The 18520-nt window shown below is 38.9% G+C and carries 30 protein-coding genes; 17 read left to right on the top strand and 13 right to left on the bottom strand.

Going from position 1 to position 18520, the window contains the following annotated elements:
• The first annotated feature begins 170 nt into the window (after nt 1-170).
• Nucleotides 171-398, top strand: a complete 228-nt coding sequence (locus HEQ36_RS23710; RefSeq protein WP_168636753.1) for a hypothetical protein — start codon at nt 171-173, stop codon at nt 396-398.
• A gap of 5 nt (nt 399-403) precedes the next feature.
• Here the strand turns inward: HEQ36_RS23710 and HEQ36_RS23705 are convergent, their stop codons facing one another.
• A complete protein-coding gene (locus HEQ36_RS23705) occupies nt 404-577 on the bottom strand; it encodes a hypothetical protein (protein ID WP_290708592.1) in 174 nt (57 codons plus the stop codon).
• Between the two features lie 59 nt (nt 578-636).
• Entirely contained in the window at nt 637-1167 is a 531-nt protein-coding gene (locus HEQ36_RS23700; protein WP_290708590.1) for a hypothetical protein, read from the bottom strand.
• Nucleotides 1168-1243: 76 nt separating this feature from the next.
• Between HEQ36_RS23700 and HEQ36_RS23695 the strand changes: the two genes are divergently transcribed.
• The 5 genes from HEQ36_RS23695 to HEQ36_RS23675 all read left to right on the top strand — a co-directional run bounded on the left by HEQ36_RS23695 (nt 1244) and on the right by HEQ36_RS23675 (nt 2775).
• A complete protein-coding gene (locus HEQ36_RS23695; protein ID WP_168636755.1) occupies nt 1244-1462 on the top strand; it encodes a type II toxin-antitoxin system Phd/YefM family antitoxin in 219 nt (72 codons plus the stop codon).
• Nucleotides 1459-1845 (top strand): type II toxin-antitoxin system VapC family toxin, encoded by a 387-nt coding sequence (locus HEQ36_RS23690; RefSeq protein ID WP_053539544.1) that lies wholly within the window; start codon nt 1459-1461, stop codon nt 1843-1845. Before HEQ36_RS23695 ends, HEQ36_RS23690 begins: the two co-directional genes overlap by 4 nt.
• A 345-nt stretch (nt 1846-2190) precedes the next feature.
• Nucleotides 2191-2445: a type II toxin-antitoxin system VapC family toxin gene (locus HEQ36_RS23685; protein WP_168636756.1), complete on the top strand. Its 255-nt coding sequence runs from the start codon at nt 2191-2193 to the stop codon at nt 2443-2445.
• Complete coding sequence (locus tag HEQ36_RS23680) at nt 2445-2600, top strand: hypothetical protein (RefSeq protein WP_168636757.1); 156 nt, start codon at nt 2445-2447, stop codon at nt 2598-2600. The genes HEQ36_RS23685 and HEQ36_RS23680 overlap by 1 nt, the downstream gene beginning before the upstream one ends.
• A 49-nt stretch (nt 2601-2649) precedes the next feature.
• Nucleotides 2650-2775: a hypothetical protein gene (locus HEQ36_RS23675; protein ID WP_267902197.1), complete on the top strand. Its 126-nt coding sequence runs from the start codon at nt 2650-2652 to the stop codon at nt 2773-2775.
• On the opposite strand, the gene HEQ36_RS23670 is transcribed toward HEQ36_RS23675, so the two are convergent.
• A complete protein-coding gene (locus HEQ36_RS23670; protein WP_199924258.1) occupies nt 2772-3137 on the bottom strand; it encodes an endonuclease domain-containing protein in 366 nt (121 codons plus the stop codon). The two genes, HEQ36_RS23675 and HEQ36_RS23670, sit on opposite strands and share 4 nt — an antisense overlap.
• 450 nt (nt 3138-3587) lie before the next feature.
• Between HEQ36_RS23670 and HEQ36_RS23665 the strand changes: the two genes are divergently transcribed.
• The 9 genes from HEQ36_RS23665 (at nt 3588) to HEQ36_RS23625 (ending at nt 6653) form a co-directional block, all read left to right on the top strand.
• A complete protein-coding gene (locus tag HEQ36_RS23665) occupies nt 3588-3803 on the top strand; it encodes a hypothetical protein (RefSeq protein WP_027401004.1) in 216 nt (71 codons plus the stop codon).
• Nucleotides 3800-4081 carry a type II toxin-antitoxin system mRNA interferase toxin, RelE/StbE family gene (locus HEQ36_RS23660; protein WP_027400629.1) on the top strand — a complete coding sequence of 94 codons (282 nt, stop codon included), beginning with the start codon at nt 3800-3802 and terminating at the stop codon, nt 4079-4081. Before HEQ36_RS23665 ends, HEQ36_RS23660 begins: the two co-directional genes overlap by 4 nt.
• On the top strand, nt 4065-4211 hold the full coding sequence (locus HEQ36_RS23655) for a hypothetical protein (RefSeq protein ID WP_168636758.1): 147 nt from the start codon (nt 4065-4067) through the stop codon (nt 4209-4211). Before HEQ36_RS23660 ends, HEQ36_RS23655 begins: the two co-directional genes overlap by 17 nt.
• A 246-nt stretch (nt 4212-4457) precedes the next feature.
• Nucleotides 4458-4661, top strand: coding sequence for a type II toxin-antitoxin system HicB family antitoxin (locus tag HEQ36_RS23650; protein WP_028091145.1), 204 nt, complete (start codon nt 4458-4460; stop codon nt 4659-4661).
• Nucleotides 4658-4819 (top strand): type II toxin-antitoxin system HicA family toxin, encoded by a 162-nt coding sequence (locus HEQ36_RS23645; RefSeq protein WP_081424229.1) that lies wholly within the window; start codon nt 4658-4660, stop codon nt 4817-4819. Before HEQ36_RS23650 ends, HEQ36_RS23645 begins: the two co-directional genes overlap by 4 nt.
• A gap of 118 nt (nt 4820-4937) precedes the next feature.
• Nucleotides 4938-5042 (top strand): type II toxin-antitoxin system HicA family toxin, encoded by a 105-nt coding sequence (locus HEQ36_RS23640; RefSeq protein ID WP_168636808.1) that lies wholly within the window; start codon nt 4938-4940, stop codon nt 5040-5042.
• 325 nt (nt 5043-5367) lie between these two features.
• Complete coding sequence (locus HEQ36_RS23635; RefSeq protein WP_053539551.1) at nt 5368-5925, top strand: Uma2 family endonuclease; 558 nt, start codon at nt 5368-5370, stop codon at nt 5923-5925.
• A 217-nt stretch (nt 5926-6142) separates the two neighbouring features.
• Complete coding sequence (locus HEQ36_RS23630; RefSeq protein ID WP_039201895.1) at nt 6143-6397, top strand: type II toxin-antitoxin system Phd/YefM family antitoxin; 255 nt, start codon at nt 6143-6145, stop codon at nt 6395-6397.
• Complete coding sequence (locus tag HEQ36_RS23625) at nt 6390-6653, top strand: Txe/YoeB family addiction module toxin (protein ID WP_168636759.1); 264 nt, start codon at nt 6390-6392, stop codon at nt 6651-6653. Before HEQ36_RS23630 ends, HEQ36_RS23625 begins: the two co-directional genes overlap by 8 nt.
• A gap of 317 nt (nt 6654-6970) precedes the next feature.
• Here HEQ36_RS23625 and HEQ36_RS23620 read toward each other — a convergent pair whose 3' ends face one another.
• Nucleotides 6971-7630 carry a polysaccharide deacetylase family protein gene (locus tag HEQ36_RS23620; RefSeq protein ID WP_168636760.1) on the bottom strand — a complete coding sequence of 220 codons (660 nt, stop codon included), beginning with the start codon at nt 7628-7630 and terminating at the stop codon, nt 6971-6973.
• Between the two features lie 101 nt (nt 7631-7731).
• Here HEQ36_RS23620 and HEQ36_RS23615 point away from each other — a divergent pair, with 101 nt between their 5' ends.
• The gene (locus HEQ36_RS23615; RefSeq protein WP_053539553.1) at nt 7732-8553 is read left to right on the top strand and encodes an RnfABCDGE type electron transport complex subunit D; all 822 of its coding nucleotides are present in this window, start codon (nt 7732-7734) and stop codon (nt 8551-8553) included.
• Between the two features lie 30 nt (nt 8554-8583).
• On the top strand, nt 8584-9957 hold the full coding sequence (locus HEQ36_RS23610; RefSeq protein WP_168636761.1) for a DUF2330 domain-containing protein: 1374 nt from the start codon (nt 8584-8586) through the stop codon (nt 9955-9957).
• A 55-nt stretch (nt 9958-10012) separates the two neighbouring features.
• Here HEQ36_RS23610 and HEQ36_RS23605 read toward each other — a convergent pair whose 3' ends face one another.
• The 9 genes from HEQ36_RS23605 to HEQ36_RS23565 all read right to left on the bottom strand — a co-directional run bounded on the left by HEQ36_RS23605 (nt 10013) and on the right by HEQ36_RS23565 (nt 18475).
• A complete protein-coding gene (locus HEQ36_RS23605; protein WP_168636762.1) occupies nt 10013-11482 on the bottom strand; it encodes a mechanosensitive ion channel family protein in 1470 nt (489 codons plus the stop codon).
• 6 nt (nt 11483-11488) lie between these two features.
• Nucleotides 11489-13678 (bottom strand): adenylate/guanylate cyclase domain-containing protein, encoded by a 2190-nt coding sequence (locus HEQ36_RS23600; protein ID WP_168636763.1) that lies wholly within the window; start codon nt 13676-13678, stop codon nt 11489-11491.
• A gap of 146 nt (nt 13679-13824) precedes the next feature.
• Nucleotides 13825-13986: a hypothetical protein gene (locus HEQ36_RS23595; RefSeq protein WP_290708584.1), complete on the bottom strand. Its 162-nt coding sequence runs from the start codon at nt 13984-13986 to the stop codon at nt 13825-13827.
• Between the two features lie 29 nt (nt 13987-14015).
• On the bottom strand, nt 14016-14177 hold the full coding sequence (locus tag HEQ36_RS23590; RefSeq protein ID WP_168636764.1) for a hypothetical protein: 162 nt from the start codon (nt 14175-14177) through the stop codon (nt 14016-14018).
• Between the two features lie 16 nt (nt 14178-14193).
• Nucleotides 14194-15324, bottom strand: a complete 1131-nt coding sequence (locus tag HEQ36_RS23585; RefSeq protein WP_168636765.1) for a CO2 hydration protein — start codon at nt 15322-15324, stop codon at nt 14194-14196.
• A gap of 71 nt (nt 15325-15395) precedes the next feature.
• Nucleotides 15396-15941: a hypothetical protein gene (locus HEQ36_RS23580; RefSeq protein ID WP_168636766.1), complete on the bottom strand. Its 546-nt coding sequence runs from the start codon at nt 15939-15941 to the stop codon at nt 15396-15398.
• A gap of 6 nt (nt 15942-15947) precedes the next feature.
• On the bottom strand, nt 15948-16490 hold the full coding sequence (locus HEQ36_RS23575) for a hypothetical protein (RefSeq protein WP_168636767.1): 543 nt from the start codon (nt 16488-16490) through the stop codon (nt 15948-15950).
• A gap of 2 nt (nt 16491-16492) precedes the next feature.
• A complete protein-coding gene (locus HEQ36_RS23570) occupies nt 16493-16795 on the bottom strand; it encodes a hypothetical protein (protein ID WP_027401084.1) in 303 nt (100 codons plus the stop codon).
• Nucleotides 16796-16966: 171 nt separating this feature from the next.
• The gene (locus tag HEQ36_RS23565; RefSeq protein WP_168636768.1) at nt 16967-18475 is read right to left on the bottom strand and encodes an NADH-quinone oxidoreductase subunit M; all 1509 of its coding nucleotides are present in this window, start codon (nt 18473-18475) and stop codon (nt 16967-16969) included.
• Between the last annotated feature and the right edge of the window lie 45 nt (nt 18476-18520).

Raw genomic sequence — 18520 nt, 5'->3', positions numbered from 1 at the left:
GCCAGAGGCAATGGCTAAAAAATAGTTACTTTGTACTATATTTTGAATTCCAAAATCGGGGCTAATACTTTATTTTTTTCAAAATGAGAATTGCTGGATATTTTCGATAACACTACAGGGCGTGGCGCAAGATATGATAGCAAAGGTAATTTTATGGGATTTCTTGAGCCATGAATAACTTCAAAATACTGTTGTCAAGCGATCCGAATTATGAGCAAGTCGTTGCTGAAATCTATTACGCTGATAAATACGTGGGATTAATCAATCAAGATGATCCTCAAAATCTGCTTTTTATATTACCTGTAGATTGCGAAAGCTCTGTTCTTGCTCAAGAAATACCATTGAATATTTTACTTGAAGCTATAAAAGCTGCCGTTGAAAGGCTTGGTCGCAGGTAGTAAGATCACTTTTTGGGATGTGGGAGGGAGATCGCTTTTTGGGGTGTGGGAGAGCGATCGCTGTTTTGGGGGTGTGGGAGGGCGATCGCTTTTGGGGATGTGAGGGGGCGATAGCGAAGCGCTGCTGCAAGCAGTTCGCTTTTGGGATGTGAGAGTGCGATAGCGAAGCGCTGCTGCAAGCAGTTCGCTTTTTGGGGGTGTGGGAGTGCGATAGCGAAGCGCTCCGTAGGAATCGCTTTTAGGGATATGGGAGGTGCGATCGCTTTTGGGGATGTGAGAGGGCGATCGCTTTTGGGGATGTGAGAGGGCGATAGCGAAGCGCTGCTGCAAGCAGTTCGCTTTTTGGGGATGTGGGAGTGCGATAGCGAAGCGCTGCTGCAAGCAGTTCGCTTTTTGGGGGGTGTGGGAGGGCGATAGCGAAGCGCTGCTGCAAGCAGTTCGTTTTTTGGGGTGTGGAGGTGCGATCGCTGTTTTGGATGTGGGAGGTGCGATCGCTTTTGAGATGTGGGAGTGCGATCGCTTTTTTGGGAATGTGGGGGGGCGATAGCGAAGCGCTGCTGCAAGCAGTTCGCTTTTTGAGGATGTGGGAGGGCGATCGCTTTTTGGAATATCGGAGTGCGATCGCTTTTTGGGGATGTGGAGGGCGATAGCGAAGCGCTGCTGCAAGCAGTTCGCTTGTTGGGGATGTGGAAGTGCGATAGCGAAGCGCTCCGTAGGAATCGTTTTTTGGAATCGCTTTTTCGTCCATGTTGGTGTGGGCTTTTCCCATTTTCTTCGATTCAGATTAGAATGAAGATAATATTCAGATTCAGTATTCAACACTTCTTGTAAGAGAATTACTAATCATGACTCAACTAGAAATAAATCAATTCCAGTCTAATCTGACTAAATATCTTGACTTGGTAATCAAAGGAGAGAAAATCATTATTACACAAGATAATAAACCAGTGGCAGAAATTTCCCCAATTCAACGCCCATTGAAACGAGGTAGTGCTAAAGGAAAAGTGTGGATATCATCAGATTTTAACGAACCTCTCGAAGACTTTAAGGATTATATAGAATGAAATTATTATTGGATACCCAAATAATTATTTGGTTCGTTAACGATGATCCGCAACTGAATGATCATCTAAAAGATTTAATCGAAGACAAAAACAATACCATTTATTTAAGTATTGCTAGTCTTTGGGAAATGTCTATTAAATATAATTTAGGAAAACTAAAATTTGAGAGGTCATATCAAGAGTTTGTTGAGTTAGAAATTATCCAAAGTTGTATCAATTTACTTGACATCAAAGTAAACCACCTTTATGTTCATTCCCATTTGCCATTGCATCATAAAGACCCCTTTGATCGGCTCATTATTGCTCAATCCATAGCCGAAAATATTCCTCTCATCTCCGTTGATTCTATTTTTTCGCAGTACCCTGTAACAATAATCAATTAACTAGTACGATAGCGAAGCGCTCCGTAGGAATCGCTTTTTTGGGATGTGAGGGTGCGATCACGATAGCATCCCTACAGCTATTTCTGTGTTAAACTCAGGATTTTCTAACGTCAACTCAATATAATAATGAAATCAAAAATTTACATTGAAACAAGTGTTCCCAGCTTTTACCATGAAATTCGGACTGAACCGGATATGATAGCGCGTAAAGAATGGACTCGTTTTTGGTGAAATAACGTCAAACAAAAATATGAACTGGTTACAAGTATTGCAGTTTTAGATGAACTTAACAAAGGAAATTTTCCTAATAAAGAAGAAGTAATTCAACTTATAAATGATATCCAGTTGATAGATATCGAGCCGGAAATTGCTGAAATTGTGCAAACCTATATTCAAAATCAGGTTATGCCTAATGATCCTTTAGGCGATGCTCTCCATCTTGCCATAGCATCCTATCATAAATGTGATTTCTTGTTAACATGGAATTGTCGTCACTTAGCTAACGCTAACAAGTTTGGACATATTAGACGAGTGAATGTTATGCTATGCTTATATGTCCCTGCATTCGTGACACCTTTAAAATTAATGGAAGATAACTAATGATTACTATTGATGATTCCGTACTGCAAAAAATTCGAGAAATTCGTCATCAAATTTCTGAAAATAATCAGCATAATCCGCATAACTTAATTAAGTATTATCTAGAATTACAGCAACAATACAAAACAAAAAAATCTAAATTAAGCACTCAATAATTTTATGCTTGTTTAGTGCGTAAGCGTTGCGCTCCGCAGGAATCGCTTTTTGGGATGTGGGAGGGCGATCGCTTTTGGGGATGTGGGAGGTGCGATCGCTTTTTGGATGAGGGAGGGCGATCGCTTTGATAATGAGGGTTTTGGAGGTGCGATCGCGCTCTTGTTCCCCCCTTAGTAAGGGGGGTTAGGGGGGATCAACTCCTCAATTAATGCGACAATACCCGTGAAATTATGTAAGACATCCTCATTATTAAATCTTATGACTTTTAAACCATAACCTTGTAAGATTTCCGTTCTTTCTTGGTCGTATTTTTGAGCATTTTCGGCGTAATGACTATCGCCGTCAATTTCAATAACTAACTTCAATTTTGGGCAATAAAAATCAACAATAAAGTTATCTATAGGGCGTTGTCTATGAACTCTATATTTGAAGTCCCTTAGATAATCATACCAGATTTTTTTCTCTGCTAAAGTCATATTTTGTCTTAACTCTTTAGCTCTCGATACCAAATTTTTATTGTATGGTAGATAATTCATTTTGATCCCCCCAACCCCCCTTACAAAGGGGGGCTTTTTGACTGCTATTTTACTCTAATGTTATTTGATATTTTAAACTCATATTGCGATCGCGCAAATTCCGACTTGTCAAATTACTTTTAGGAGATGTGAGGGGCGATAGCGAAGCGCTCCGTAGGAATCGCTTTTTGGTGATGTGGGAGTGCGATAGCGAAGCGCTGCTGCAAGCAGTTCGCTTTTTGGATGTGGGGGCGACCTCTGTTTAGGAATGTGGAGGTGCGATAGCGAAGCGCTGCTGCAAGCAGTTCGCTTTTTGGGGGTGTGGGAGGCGATAGCGTTCGCGGAGCGTCCCGGAGGGAACTAGCGCTGCTGCAAGCAGTTCGCTGTTGGGGATGTGGGGGCAATCACTATTTGTCACTGTTTTAGATAAAATATAATTTAAGATGACCAAGTAAAGACAAAAGTAAAAACATGATGACAGGAACAACTTTTGCAGAAATCCTAGAAGCTGCGGATAAATTAGTACCCGAAGATCAGGAAAATTTAATTCAGATTTTACAGAAACGACTACGAGATCGCCGAAGAAATAGTCTAGTGAAAGATGTTCAGGAAGCACAAAAAGAGTTTGCAGAAGGTAAATGTCGGCCTGTTACTCCTGCACAACTGATGGAGGAACTTCTTTCGTGAGTTTTGTTTTATTACGTTCCAGTGCATTTATTCGTTCAGCCCGAAAAATTTTAAAAAAACAACCAGAAATCACTGAAAATTTTCAAAGTATTCTGGAGTTATTATCTACAGATCCATTTCATCCACGCCTAAAAACTCATAAATTAAAAGGAGATTTACAAGATTCTTGGGCTTGTAGCGCAGGATATGATTTGAGAATTATTTTTACATTTGTTGAACATGAAGAATCACAAGCAATCCTGTTAGAGTCAGTCGGTACTCATGATGAAGTTTACTAACTGTGATAATTGGATTAGAGCGATCGCTTTTTGGGGTATGGAGGGCGATAGCGAAGCGCTGCTGCAAGCAGTTCGCTTTTTGGGATGTGGAGGTGCGATAGCGTTCGCGGAGCGTCCCGGAGGGAACTAGCGCTGCTGCAAGCAGTTCGCTTTTTGGGGGTGTGGGAGGCGATAGCGAAGCGCTGCTGCAAGCAGTTCGTTTTTTGGGATATGGGAGGGCGATAGCGAAGCGCTGCTGCAAGCAGTTCGCTTTTTGGGGTGTGGGAGGGCGATCGTCCCAGTGCTGACTTGTCAGTTCGCTCTCAATGGAGAAATTTTTGGAATTAAATTAATCTGTTAAAATTTGTTCAGGTAAACAACTCCAAATGTAAAATCAATGAAAATTAAAGCTATTATTTATCCTGCCCAAGAAGGGGGTTACTGGGCTGAAGTACCTGCACTTCCTGGTTGTATAACAGAAGGGGATACAATGGAAGAATTAATTAATAATCTTCAAGATGCTATACAAGGTTGGCTAGAAGTAGCAAATGAAATTCAAAAACCAGATCCAATCTCACAAGTGATTGAAATTGCAGTATGAAATCAATTTCTGGGAAAAAATTATGTAAAATTGTTGAGAACAAAGGTTGGATTCTCAAAAAAATTACAGGCAGTCACCATATTTATGAAAAACCTGATGAAAGTAAAATTATTGGTTCTTCGGTTATTTTTATGGAAAACCTGGTTCAAAATCATTGAAAGCCTTATTCTGTAGGCATTTCATTGAAAATATGGAAATAATTGTTTATAACCCTTGTCCCGTAAGGGTTTTGTTATCATCAATCCTCAATCACCATAAAAGAGACGCAAGAGCCAAATTATTTCTATTCCTGTACATAGAAATCAAGATTTAAAACTTGGGACTTTAAAATCAATCATGAAGATAGCTGAATTGGTAGAAGATGTAGAAGATGATTTGTAATTAATGTTTGTTGTGTAGGCTATAACATACGTTAGTCTTAGAGGGCGTTTGAAAACTTTACCGAAGGCGATCGCTGTTTGGGGATATGCGATCGCTTGTAATAATGTTATAATTACTGAGTCTAAAATTTAATTATATGTATGGAATTTGAATGGGATACACAAAAAGTCTTCACTCTTGCCTCTTGCCTTTTGCCTTGCCATAACGACAATTTTCAACGCCAACCTACTTAGCGCTGCTGCAAGCAGTTCGCTGTTTTGGGGATGCAGGAATTTAGGAAAGCGATCGCTGTTAAAATTAAAGAGGTTTGAGAAGGCATAAAGCTATGACTATTGCAGCAATTAAACCCACAACCATCGAAGAATTTTTGCAATTGCCAGAAACAGAACCTGCTTCTGAATTTATTCATGGACAAATCAAACAGAAACCTATGCCTCAAGGGGAACATAGCCAACTTCAGATCAATCTATGCGAAACTATTAATCAAATTACTAAACCTCAAAAAATTGCCAAAGCTTTTCCAGAACTACGCTGTGTTTTTGGTGGATTAGCAATCGTTCCAGATATAGCTGTATTTCGTTGGGAGCGAATCCCTCGGTTGCCATCAGGACGGATTGCCAATCGTTTTGAAATCCATCCAGATTGGGCTATTGAAATTCTCTCTCCCGATCAGAGATATAAACAAGTCCTAGCCAAATTACTACACTGTGCTGAGTATGGTACTGAGTTGGGTTGGTTGCTTGATCCTGAAGATGAGAGTATTTTAGTAGTAGATAGCGATCGCCGAGTTAGGGAACTTAAAAATAGCGATCACTTACCAGTTATTACAGGGGTTGAATTAGATATAACCGTTCAAGAAGTTTTTAGCTGGTTAATTTTTTGAGAGGATCGCTGTTTGGGAGGATGTGGGGGGCAATAGCGCAAGCGCTGTTTCTTGGATGCGGCTTTTGTCAGTTCGCTGTTTGGGGTGTGGTAGAGCGATAGCGAACGCGAGTGCGTCCCGGAGGGAACTAGCGCTGCTGCAAGCAGTTCGCTTTTTGGGGATAAGAGTCAAAAAAGGCTATAATCATAGTTGTACCTAACTATGTACAACTCTAGCCATGAACATCGTCAACTTTAGCGAAGCAAGAAACAATTTTAAATCCGTACTAGATACAGTGGCCAATGATAAAAACTGTACCGTCATTGTTAGAAGAGATGCGGAAGATGCTGTAGTCATGTCTAAAAGTTATTATGACAGTCTGATGGAAACAGTTTATCTGTTAAAATCCCCTGCTAATGCTCAACATTTAGAAGAAGCGATCGCCGAATACAAAGCAGGGAAAACACAAGAACACGATTTAATCGATGCGTAAATTAGCTTGGGGTAGTAAAGCGTGGAAAGATTATCTTTATTGGCAATCTCAAGACAAGAAAACTTTAAAAAGAATCAATCAACTTATCCAAGATACTTTATCAGATCCCTTTGAAGGAATCGGTAAACCCGAACCTTTGAAAGAGAATTTGTCAGGTTTTTGGTCTCGCCGTATTGATGAAACAAATCGTCTTATTTATGCTATCGATGATGATTATCTGACAATTATTTCATGTCGCTATCATTACCAAGAATAATCAGTGCGTGGGCGTTGCGCTGCTGCAAGCAGTTGGCTTTTGGGGTGTGGGAGTACGATAGCGTTCGCGGTAGCGTCTAGAAGAGATAGCGCGACCTAGTAATCGCTTTTTGGGGATGTGGAGGTGCGATAGCGAACGCGAGTGCGTCCCGGAGGGAACTAGCGCTGCTGCAAGCAGTTCGCAAGGGTTGTGATTGCTTCCCTTCCCTCGCAATGACTGTAAATATTTTTGTCCAATTACTTATGAGCCTTTTCAAAAATTATTCTTAATAAGGGTTAAAGAATCGCTGTTGTGGTGAATATGAGAGCGATTAACTGTTACCAAAAACTATTAACATTCACAAACTCATACCCTTGTTCTAATAATTTGGGAATCAAAATATTAATAGTTTCCGCCACATCTTTGCCACCAAAATAGCCATCATGCAAGACAATTAATGAACCGTTTTTAACTTGCTTTATAACTCGATTTACCACAACATTTACACCAGGATGAACCCAATCTTCAGGAACTACACTCCACATCACTGGACGATAATTCCACTGTTGAAATAATTGTAATGTTTGAGGTGTGAAAAAACCGTTGGGAGGACGCACATCTCGTACTTGTTCGGGGGTTAAATTACAAGCATTATAAATAGCAACTTGGGTTTTTTCTAAACTTTGTTTGAGTTGGGTTGACGAAAGTAGGGGAAAAGAATCATGTTCATATCCATGTAGTCCGATCCAGTGTCCTTGTGTGCTAACTGTTTTCGCAGTTTCTGAAAACCGATTCACACAATTTCCTAACCAGAAAAAACTAGCGGTAATGTTATAACGCTTTAAAACCGATAATACTTGGGGTGTGTATTGGGGATGAGGTCCATCATCAAAGGTAAGGGCGATAGTTTTACTGTTCGAGTTTCCACACCATAGACAATGGGGAAAGGTGGGTTGGAGAAGCCGATAAACAAGGGGAAATAGAGGTGCAAATTCCATTGTTAAAAATATCTTTGTAACAAAAACTGTAACAACAACCTAATTTATGATCACACTGGTTTAAATTGGTAAAAAATCTGCGGGTCATCCCTGAACGGAAAATGACGTTGTGCAAAGATATTCGAGATTATCAAATTCTTTTTTTGAGTTTATTTCTGATTTTGGGAATTGCGACGCGAGACTGGACATTACATCCAGAATTTATTGGTGTGGCGATCGCCTCTTGCATTATAACTCAAATTATCTGCTCATTGCTCACTAAATCTGAAAAGACAATCCCAGTAATTAATATCCGTAGTCCCCTAATTACCTCTTTGGGACTGAGTTTATTACTACGCGCTGATCATTGGTCAACAATGGCTTTAGCTGGATTTGCAGCCATAGCTAGTAAATTTATTTTCCAATTTGGGGAAAAGCATTTTTTCAACCCTGCTAATTTTGGCATTATTGCCGTTCTTACCCTCACTAATGATGCTTGGGTATCCCCAGGACAATGGGGAGAAGAATGGTGGTATGCGTTGTTATTTGTGGGGACTGGAGGCATGATTTTACAGCGTATTGGTCGTTGGGATACTACCGCCGCTTTTCTAGGTGCTTATTCCCTCCTAGCAGCCATCAGAAATATGTGGTTAGGTTGGACTTGGGACGTTTATTTTCATCATTTAATGAGTGGATCTTTACTGTTATTTTCTTTATTTATGGTGACAGATCCGCGTTCAATTCCCAACGCCCCCATGAGTAGAATTTTATGGGCAATATCTATTGCTTTATTAACATTTATTTTGCGAAATTTCTTCTTTATTCCCACCGCTGTTTTTTGGGCTTTATTTGCCCTCGCACCCTTAACTATTTTCCTAGATAGATTCTGGGTTACACCGAGATTTTCTTGGTGGCAGCAACCAGAATTATCAGCAGAAAAATAACCAATCAACTATCATTAATTAAGGATCAAAATGCAACTTTTACGCCTATTCATGCCCTTAATTTCTGCACTTTTAGCAGTGCTGTGTTTTGTGCCTACAGCTTGGGCTTTTTGTGGTTTTTATGTGGCTAAAGCTGATACAAAACTCTATAATCAAGCTTCACAAGTCATACTAGCAAGAGATGGAAATCGTACCGTCTTAACAATGGCTAATGATTTTCAAGGTGATGTTAAAGATTTTGCCGTTGTTATTCCCGTTCCCACTGTTTTAAAAAAAGAACAAGTTCATGTAGCCCAAGCGAAAATTATTGAACGATTAGATGCTTTTAGCGCCCCCAGATTAGTTGAATATTTCGATTCTGACCCCTGCGCTCAAGATAATATAATGACGGATATGCCAGCACCACAAGCAGCAGCAAGAATGAGAGGTGCAGAAAATAGCATGAAGAAAGATAGCAGTTTAGGTGTGACTGTTGAAGCCAAATTTAATGTTGGTGAATATGATATTGTCATCTTGAGTGCTAAAGAATCTGGTGGACTAGAAATTTGGCTAAATCGCAATGGTTATAAAATTCCTAAAGGTGCAAAGGAATTACTAAAACCCTATATTCGTTCTTCAATGAAATTCTTTGTTGCTAAAGTCAACTTAGATAAATTTGCCGAATCAGGTTATCAATTACTGCGTCCTTTGCAAATTTCCTACGAATCACTAAAGTTTATGTTACCGATTCGTTTAGGAATGATTAATGCTACCAAAGAACAAGATTTAATTGTTTATATTCTCTCACCCCAGGGACAGGCAGAAATTACTAATTATCGCACTGTTAAAGTTCCTTCCGATGTAAATATTCCTATTTTTGTGAAAAATGAATTTGGTGATTTTTATAAATCCATGTTCCAAACTTCCTACACCAAAGAAGATAAAAAAGTTGGCTTTTTGGAATATGCTTGGGATATGAGTAGTTGTGATCCTTGTTCTGCTGAACCACTCAATAATGAAGAATTAAAACAAGCGGGTGTGTTTTGGTTGGATAATAATAGCAGTGATAAACCAGTATCTCCCAGTTTTCGTTCTCGTTTTCCTAGTAGTAGTGTTTTCATTACTCGCTTGCACGTGCGCTACACCAGAAATAAATTTCCTGAAGATTTAATGTTTCAAGCAACTTCACAACGAGATTCTTTTCAAGGACGTTATATTTTACAACACCCATTTACAGGTAATCTCGAATGTAGTGCAGGAAGACAATATAAAAGTTCATTAAATCAGCGATTTGAAAAAGAAGCGCAAACTCTAGCTAGACTTACCAACTGGAATATTCAAAACATTCGCCAAAAAATGCAATTATCTGTGGGAAATATTTCCACTTATTGGTGGGATAATTTCTTAGCTTGGCTGGGGCTATAAATCTCTTTTATAGCATACCTAAATCCCCAATTTTTTGAATAAGTCGGGGATATTTTTAAATGCTTGATTCTGCGGCTGTGCGAATTAGTTTTTTACGTTCATCAATGAAATGGCTTATTTCTAGGGCAAATTTCGGATGGTGTTGGGTTAAATGAGCGATCGCAGTGGGAGTAATCCTGATCACTGATGCCGTTCGGATGACAGTCGCAGAAACAGGGCTAGGTTCAATAGTAAAAAATACCATTTCCCCTAAAAAGTCCCCTTCAGATAAATAGGTAATCTCCTGTTCTTGACCAGATTGATCATTGACTGACAGCAAAACCTGACCACTTAAAAGAATATAAAATGCCTGATCAAATGCACCAGCTACCACAATTTTTTCCCCAATCCCAAATAACTCTACTGTTGTATGTGGCGTTAGATATTGAATGCTTGTCTCATCCAAATGGGTAAAGAGAGACTGCGATCGCAATATCTTCGTTAAACCTTCAGGAGTGCTATGGGGATTAACAGACGGTTCGTTAATCTTGTATTCCATCTTATCTGCAAAGGGAACATGAAGACGATGGCGACGAATGGCATAGTAGGCTCGACTCCAAAATGTATTTTCAATTTCCTCGAACTGACCGTAATTCGCGATAAAGAAGCGAATTTCGTACTCAATACAAGTATTTTTATAAACTTGGGGATTAATTTGGGGTAACGGGTAAGTGCGAATCCCATCTATGGAGAGAGCAACTTCCAGGAGTGTTTGCTGCACCAAATCGGGATGATCTTGATAGGAAAATAGCATCCTCAAACGGATAGCATGGAGAGGATCGAGAAGAGTAAAATTACAAATATTCTCCTTGCCTAAATTGCTGTTGGGAATAATGATAATGTCCCGATCAATAGTTTTTAGGCGTACTGCTCGCCAGTTTATTTCAATCACTTCTCCTTGTAAATTGCCTATTTGAATCCAGTCACCTACTTTAAATGGATTTTCAATAATTAGTAAAAAACCGGATACTAAATTGCTGAGTGTATCCTGCAAAGCTAAAGCCATGACCAGAGAACCAACCCCTAGTGCCCCCACAACTTTGGTTAAATCAACGCCCCACACGTTGGACAGCACATAGCTAAAAATACTGATAAATACTATAGCACGGAGCAACTGGAATAATAGATTAGGAACATGAACTTGCCAAAGTCGTTGTTGTTTGTCTGTTGCTAAAATCGTATTCAACAGTAAGAGCAAAATATAAAGAAGGGCAATGGCAAATAAATTGGCGATGATCCGCAGGGCAAGGGCATCTTTTGGGACTAAAAAAAAGTGACCCATAATCAGCCAGAGGGCTAAAGGCGGTAAAAGCAGATTGCGCGTGGCGTTAAAAAGCTTTGCTAGAGGGTTTTTATGGCGTTTACATTGTTCAGTCAGTTCACCCAACCCAATCACAAGCAAGGGTAAACCAATGATGATGCCTAGTCCTTGGAGTAGGATTAATTGATCATTTGGTAGGTTGAATAGGTTGCTCAAGGTTTGCATTTGTGTCTAATTTTTGGGGTTAAAGATATTATCGTCTGCATCGAAATCGAAACCAGGGGTAATATCGCTGAAGAGACTGCTCATATCCGCTTTACCAAGCCCCCAGGTTGGCAGATGGGATTGGTCTTCTAATTTAATGGTTTGATCGGGCTGAAAGGAGAAAATTTCTTGCACGCGATCGCATACAGCTTGTGTCACCCGAATGGTGTTGGCTTGTGTCTGTTGGGACAATTGATTGGCAATTCGGATAGGTTCTCCCCAGATGTCATACTGAAATTTTTTCTGCCCAATCAGAGCGGCTGTGATTGAGCCAGTATGGATACCAATGCGTAAACTAAAGTTGAGACTATATTTCTGATTTACCTCTTTAATCAGGTTCAAAGCATCCTGGGCAAATTCTACACTCCGTTTGACGTGATCTATGCGGGGTTTGGTTAAACCACAGGCAGCAATATAGCGATCTCCAAAACAATTTAACCTTTCTATATCTGCCCGATCTGCTTTCTCATCTAGTAAACCAACCCATTCATGAAAACTATTAACAACCGTTTTATTCCCGCGTTCCTCGGTAGCTTTTTGCAAGTCCAGAATTTGCATCACAATGATAGTTACCTGTGCGAATTGATCAACAATGGGGGTTTCTCCTTGTCGCCACCGTTCCATTGTTAGACGCGGGAGAATGTTTAACAATAGAATTTCGTTTTCTTGCTCTTTTTGCGTAACGGTTGCGGTTATTTGGCGAATTTGCCCCACCAAGCCATTGAAAATTTTTGTTAGTTCGCTGATTTCATCCTGGAAAGTAATTTCTAATTCCGTACTTAAATCAGCAGATTGAGGATTCTGCGATCTTTGAATCATCAAATCAATAGGCTTCATAAATCTCTGAGATGCGATGGTGGCATACAGAGTTACCAGCAAAATCAGAATAATAGTAGCAAACAGGATATAATTTTGCAAAGAACGAATGGGTGCATAGACCTCAGACAATGACATCTCGGAAATAATCCCCCAATTGACACCCTGAATATTCAGGGGAGCGTAAGAACTGAGGACTTGTGAACCTTGATAACCTTTAATAATCTGCGTTCCTGACTTGCCTTGTACTGATTTTCTCGCGCCATTGGTTTCGATAGAATGAAGTAACAAGGAAGTTTTTAGTTGTTCAATCAAACGGATAGTTTTTGATCGCACTCCGTTTTGATTCAAAACATCCAGGTACTTAGTGGGGTTTTCAATTAACAGCCGAGCCGCAGAGCGCAAGCGCAAATCATCACCTACCACATAAGTTTCTCCTGTATCTCCTAGTCCATCCTGTTTCCATTGGCGATCGCCAGTCAAGACTCGATTAATCTCATCTATAGGTAACTGGATGGCCAGAATTCCCACCCGTTTTGTGCCATCGTAAATAGAACCTGCCAAGAAAGCAGCAGGAGCATTATAGGAAGGACGGTAAAACTGGAAATCTACCAATTGAGTAGCGCCACGATCCGGATTATCCCGGACTTGTTTCACCACCTGAGCGAGATTACTATTGCGATAAGTTCCAGTATAAAGATTGCTAGAAAAATCAGTTTCTTTATAAACCGTATAGACAACATCACCAGTTTCGGGATTAATTAAAAACAAGTCATAGTAACCAAATCGTTTAATTAAATTGCGAAAGAAACTGTGATATCTAGCATGAATTTGACTATATTTGCTATTATCTTGTGCCTGATCTAATTCATCTTTTTTGCCAACTGGGTGGGAATTATTAGCAATGTAGTGATATTGCAAATAACGAGATTCTGGACTAGTCGGGCGATAGGTTTCAAAAATAGGTGTACCTGCAATATTCTTTGCCAATCGCGGTAAAAATTCCTGATTGTAATAACTCTTGATCGCCTGATCTTGTCCGGCGGAAATTGATTGCTGCTTGAGTTGCTGAAATTCCTGATCAAATTCAGTCATCGCTGACCCTACCATGCCGTTTTCACACAATGTTTCAATTTGGTTGTGTAATGTTTTGAAATAGGCTTCGACTTGATAGGCTTTAGAAGAGCGAACACTCGTTAATTGATTAAAAATCCGTTCGGTAATAATCTCCTGGGACTTACTCCAACTGAGGTAGGCCACCACTAGAATTGATCCTAAACTGGCAATCAAAAGCATGATTTGCAGCTTTGATTTAACACTGAGATGTTTCAATTGTAACACTATTAACTCCAAAATTCATAACCATTTGCGTAAATACCCGTGCCAATCTTCCTAACTCATCTTGGCGAGCCATAACCACATTTAATCACTCAGGTTGGCAACTATTATTCTTAACAGAAATAGCCGCTGCAATAACTAGGCATAGTTCAATTTGCAGAAATTAAAGCCTCCTCCATGGGTTTACGTTCGGTCACATCTGGGATGGTGAGAACAGCGGCACTATCCCCATTTTCCGTTTCCACAAAAAGACGATCTTGTTTGGGATCAAGTTCCTGAATTAGCTTGAGGTTTTTGTAACGGTTAAACATTTTTAAATCATCCCATAACTAGGCATAGTTCAATTTGCAGAAATTAAAGCCTCCTCCATGGGTTTACGTTCGGTCACATCTAGGATGGTGAGAACAGCGGTACTATCCCCATTTTCCATTTCCACAAAAAGACGATCTTGTTTGGGATCAAGTTCCTGAATTAGCTTGAGGTTTTTGTAACGGTTAAACATTTTTAAATCATCCCATTTATTTATTCACTTCTAATAACTGAGAATTTTCTAATCTTGACATCCACTTTTCTAAATAGATCTGATTATTTTTTTGCTCAGATAAATCTTGAGTATCTAAAGGATAAGGTAAAAGTCCTAAAATTGCGGCGCTAGTTACACAAAACATAGACTTTTGGAAACTCATACAAATTTGCACTCGCAAATCATCTTCACCCCGAAGACTGCGACGATAAATATTATGTAAATATTCTGGGAGATAATGGCGCATATCCTGCATTAACAATGTGGGAGGAATACCTGCACCACCAATAGGTAAAGGATCTGCGTATAATGCACCATATTGAAATCGAGATAAATCTGGGGGAACTTGATATGCTTGTGCGTTTAAAGAAACTGTACCTAAAAATGGTGTGCCTCTAAAAAATACCGCTTCTACATAGGGAATTGCGGTATCTGCAAGGAAGGTTAACCCAACTGATTGAGGAATAAGATCATAAACTTTATCGCCAATTTTGACACTATATGTAATTGGTTTCATTGCATCTGCAACTAAAGCCAGTTTAATATGGTCTACAACTTGGGGAATTGTTTTAATTTCGCCGTTGTCATAGCGATCTGATAAATTCAGAAACATATCCGCCATGACTCGCCAAAATTGACCTAACCCAGTATAATAAGCAGAGACTCGTAACTGTTCTATCAAGAATTCGGGAAACAGTTCATTTACTCCCCAAATGAGGGGATTATATTTAAATTTAGCAGCAATAACAGCTTTAGCTCTATCGTGAAATTCTTGAGTATCTAAGTATGCGTCTAAACCGCCGCCACCATGCCACATCATGGCTTTCAGGCAATATTCCGCATATTCAAAATTAATCCGATCATGCCATAAATGGCGGAATAATTTGGCAACAGAAATATCGCCATCAAAATATTTAAAGAAGGGAAAAAATACTAAAAATTGATGTTCAGCAATGTAAATGAGGTTTTTAGAATAGGCATCTAAAACTATACCATAACTTTTGAGAATGCCAACAACTTCTAAAACGTTTTCGGGGCTATCTTTGAGTAATGCACCACCATTTTGTAAGCGTTGAAGATACTCAGCTAGGGGATTGTAAGCGGGCTTTTTTTCAGTTTTCATCATTAGTGTTTCTCCAGAAAGTATAAGGAAGGATTGAAGGGTAGGTCATAATTCAATTTAAACTAAAATAGAAGTTAATTAGTAAATAAAATATCTAATGTTATGGGTGTGTCTGAAAAAATTTCCCTTAATTTTAAACGCATTTTACTGCCGTATACACGACTAGATGTTGCTTGGCATATATCAGCATGAGAAATATCATTTTTATTACCTGTATCATAAACACAAAAAGCTTTTAGACCATCATTAGTTTTTACTGCTCTAATGTCGTGACAAGTTGCATAAATAACACCCTCAAAACCTTTACCTTTACCCCGTTTCTCATCTGACATTAGCTTGTATTGAACTTTTTTATTTAATTCTTCTATTGAGGAATAGGTTTTACGATTTACTGACATACCTTTATCTTGAGCATCAGTAAAGGCAGATGTGTTTACTCTTCCAGTTTGTTCATCTATATGAATTGGTGAATAAATTTGCCTCACTAATATTTCATTATTTTCTACAATGCCTGGAGAAAATTGACTAACTGATACATTTTCACAATTACATTGAGGGTCGTTTTGCTGGGCGAACTTACATCTATTAGATGTAACAGTATAAATCTCTGAACAACTCATAGAAAATTAAATTTTGGCGATTAAATTAATTAAGTTTCTGGGAAATTCAGTTTGTTTTTTAAGAGACACAGATTCTTCTCCAATTTCTAAATTACCATCTTTACCATAGTACCAAAATGTTCCATCACCTTCAAAACATATCTCAATATAGATACTGTCTTTTTCCCAATATAAACCAACTATCCCCGTACCACTTACCATTGGTTTAGGTAATGATATGTTATAATCATTCAAACGTTTAACTACAGAAATAGTTTCTTCAATTGTTTTTGATTTAGGCGCAATTCCTTCATAACCATCCCAATCATCAGGTAAAGAAAGATAATTACGTATTTTTGTAACTAATTGAACTAATTTTTGTAATTTGTTATGTCTGCTTTCCTCTTTTTCAAAAGCAACTACTTTATAGGAGTATTGATTTGTTTGCCATTGCTTAATATGAATGGGAGGATTTGGAATTTTAGTTTTATACAAGAATTCATAATTATCTCTTTTGCTGTTTTCTTGAATAAAAGAAGATATTTCACTTTCCAACTTTATGGTTAACATTTTTATTCTCCGTCACTTTCTTTTAAAGTTAAATTTGCCAATGTCTTAATAATTTCCTCTTTATGACTATCTATAGTATTAATAATTCCCTTTTCGTCAGTTTTAACTTGTGTTAAAAATCTAGCACATAATTTCAGTAAAGTAAGTGTTGGAATAGCTATCTGTACTTTTAATTCTTCTTCAGTTTCCTTTTGTCCATTATTTTCTGAAATATCTACTACAGAGTAAAAACTAAGTTTACTTATAGTTGGTCCAACCATAAGTCCCGCTCCATCAGCATATATTTCTAAGTTATCCGCTTTCATATAGAATACCCTTTAATTTTATTGAACAGGACTGCGTAATTTATGCAAATTCATTCACTTTTTTGATTATATCATATCAGAAACTTGTTGTTCAGATATATACTTTCATTGATAATTAGAGATTGGGATTAAGACATAGGGTGAGTTTTCCCAGTCTCCAATATCCATCGCTTAACTTTTGATTTTAGCTTTATCCAAAGACACGTTAGCTATTACATGATGATTATTCATTTTTACCATGGTGGTAATTGTGGCTTGGGTATAATAGACTAACCAATTGGGTTGAATACCAAAAATAACGATCGCTACTGCTAGAATGATGGCAGGGATGCGATCGCTCCAATACACACGAGGTAAGTTAGTAACTGCTGCTGATAACCGCCCAAAAAAGGCACGATTTAAGAGAATTAGGAAGTAAACCGCAGTTAAACCATTTCCGAGCATGGCTAATAATGTTTGGACGGGGAAAATGGCAAAACTGCCCCGAAAAACAATAAATTCGGAAATAAATCCCACCATTCCCGGTACACCAGCACTAGCCATGACGGCAAAAATCATTAAGCTACCAATCACTGGTAAACCTCGTTCTGGGTTAAGTAGTCCCCGAATGACATTTAAATCCCGACTACCAGCTTTTTTATAGACAACTCCCACCAACAGAAATAACATGGCGGATATTAACCCGTGACTAATCATTTGCATGACTGCACCCAAAACGCTGAGGGGTGTGGATGCGGCTGCTGCTAATAAGACATAGCCCATGTGACCGATAGAACTATAGGCTACCATTTTTTTCATGTCCGTTTGCGCGATCGCACAAGATGCCCCAAACAAAACACTAACTACTGCCCATGTGGCTAACCAAGGTGCTAAATAAGCCCAAGCATCTGGTAACAAATTCATCCCAAATCGCAGTAAGCCATAAGTCCCTAATTTTAATAATATCCCCGCCAATAGCACAGATATGGGTGTAGAGGCTTCAACGTGGGCATCTGGTAGCCAAGTATGGAAGGGAACGAGGGGAATTTTAATGCCAAATCCTACCAAAATTCCGGCAAGGAGTAAAATTTGGGTTGCTAAGGGTAGAGATTGGGCATTTAAGGTTGCTAGTCCAAAACTGGGAGAACCACTTAACCAAACCATCCCCAGGAAACTGGCTAAAATGACGATTCCTGAAAAAGCTGTATAAATCAGAAATTTTGTGGCTGCATAACCCCGTTTTTCTCCCCCCCAAATCGCAATTAGCAAATATAGGGGTATTAGTTCCAATTCATAAAACAGGAAGAATAATAATAAATCCTGTGCTAAAAATGCTCCTATCACCCCAGCACTTAAGAGCAGAATTAGAGAGTAATAAAATCTCGGACGTTGTTGGGATTCATCGCTGCTATAAATAGCAATACAAGTTAATAGTCCATTAAGAATTAGCAATGGTAGAGATAAACCATCTATACCCAGATTGTAGTTTAAGCCAATTGCATCTACCCAAGGTAGTGACTCAGCAAACTGTTGACCAATTTCTCCAGGGTTAAACTGAATTCCCAGGAAAATACTCCATAAGAAAATAATCACGCTAAAGACGAAAGCTATGATTCGCGCTAATTTACCAGAGATGGTAAAAGGATAGAAACCAATAAAAGCCGCACCAATTAACGGCAGTAAGATCAATGTACTGAGCATGAAAGTTAGGGAATAGAGGGCAGGTGACAGGGTACAGGTGACAGG

This window comes from Anabaena sp. 54 (assembly GCF_017355725.1).
GTDB classification, from domain to species: Bacteria; Cyanobacteriota; Cyanobacteriia; order Cyanobacteriales; family Nostocaceae; genus Dolichospermum; species Dolichospermum heterosporum.
Note: the sequence above shows the minus strand (reverse complement) of the source record. Positions and strands in the feature narration are given on the sequence as shown.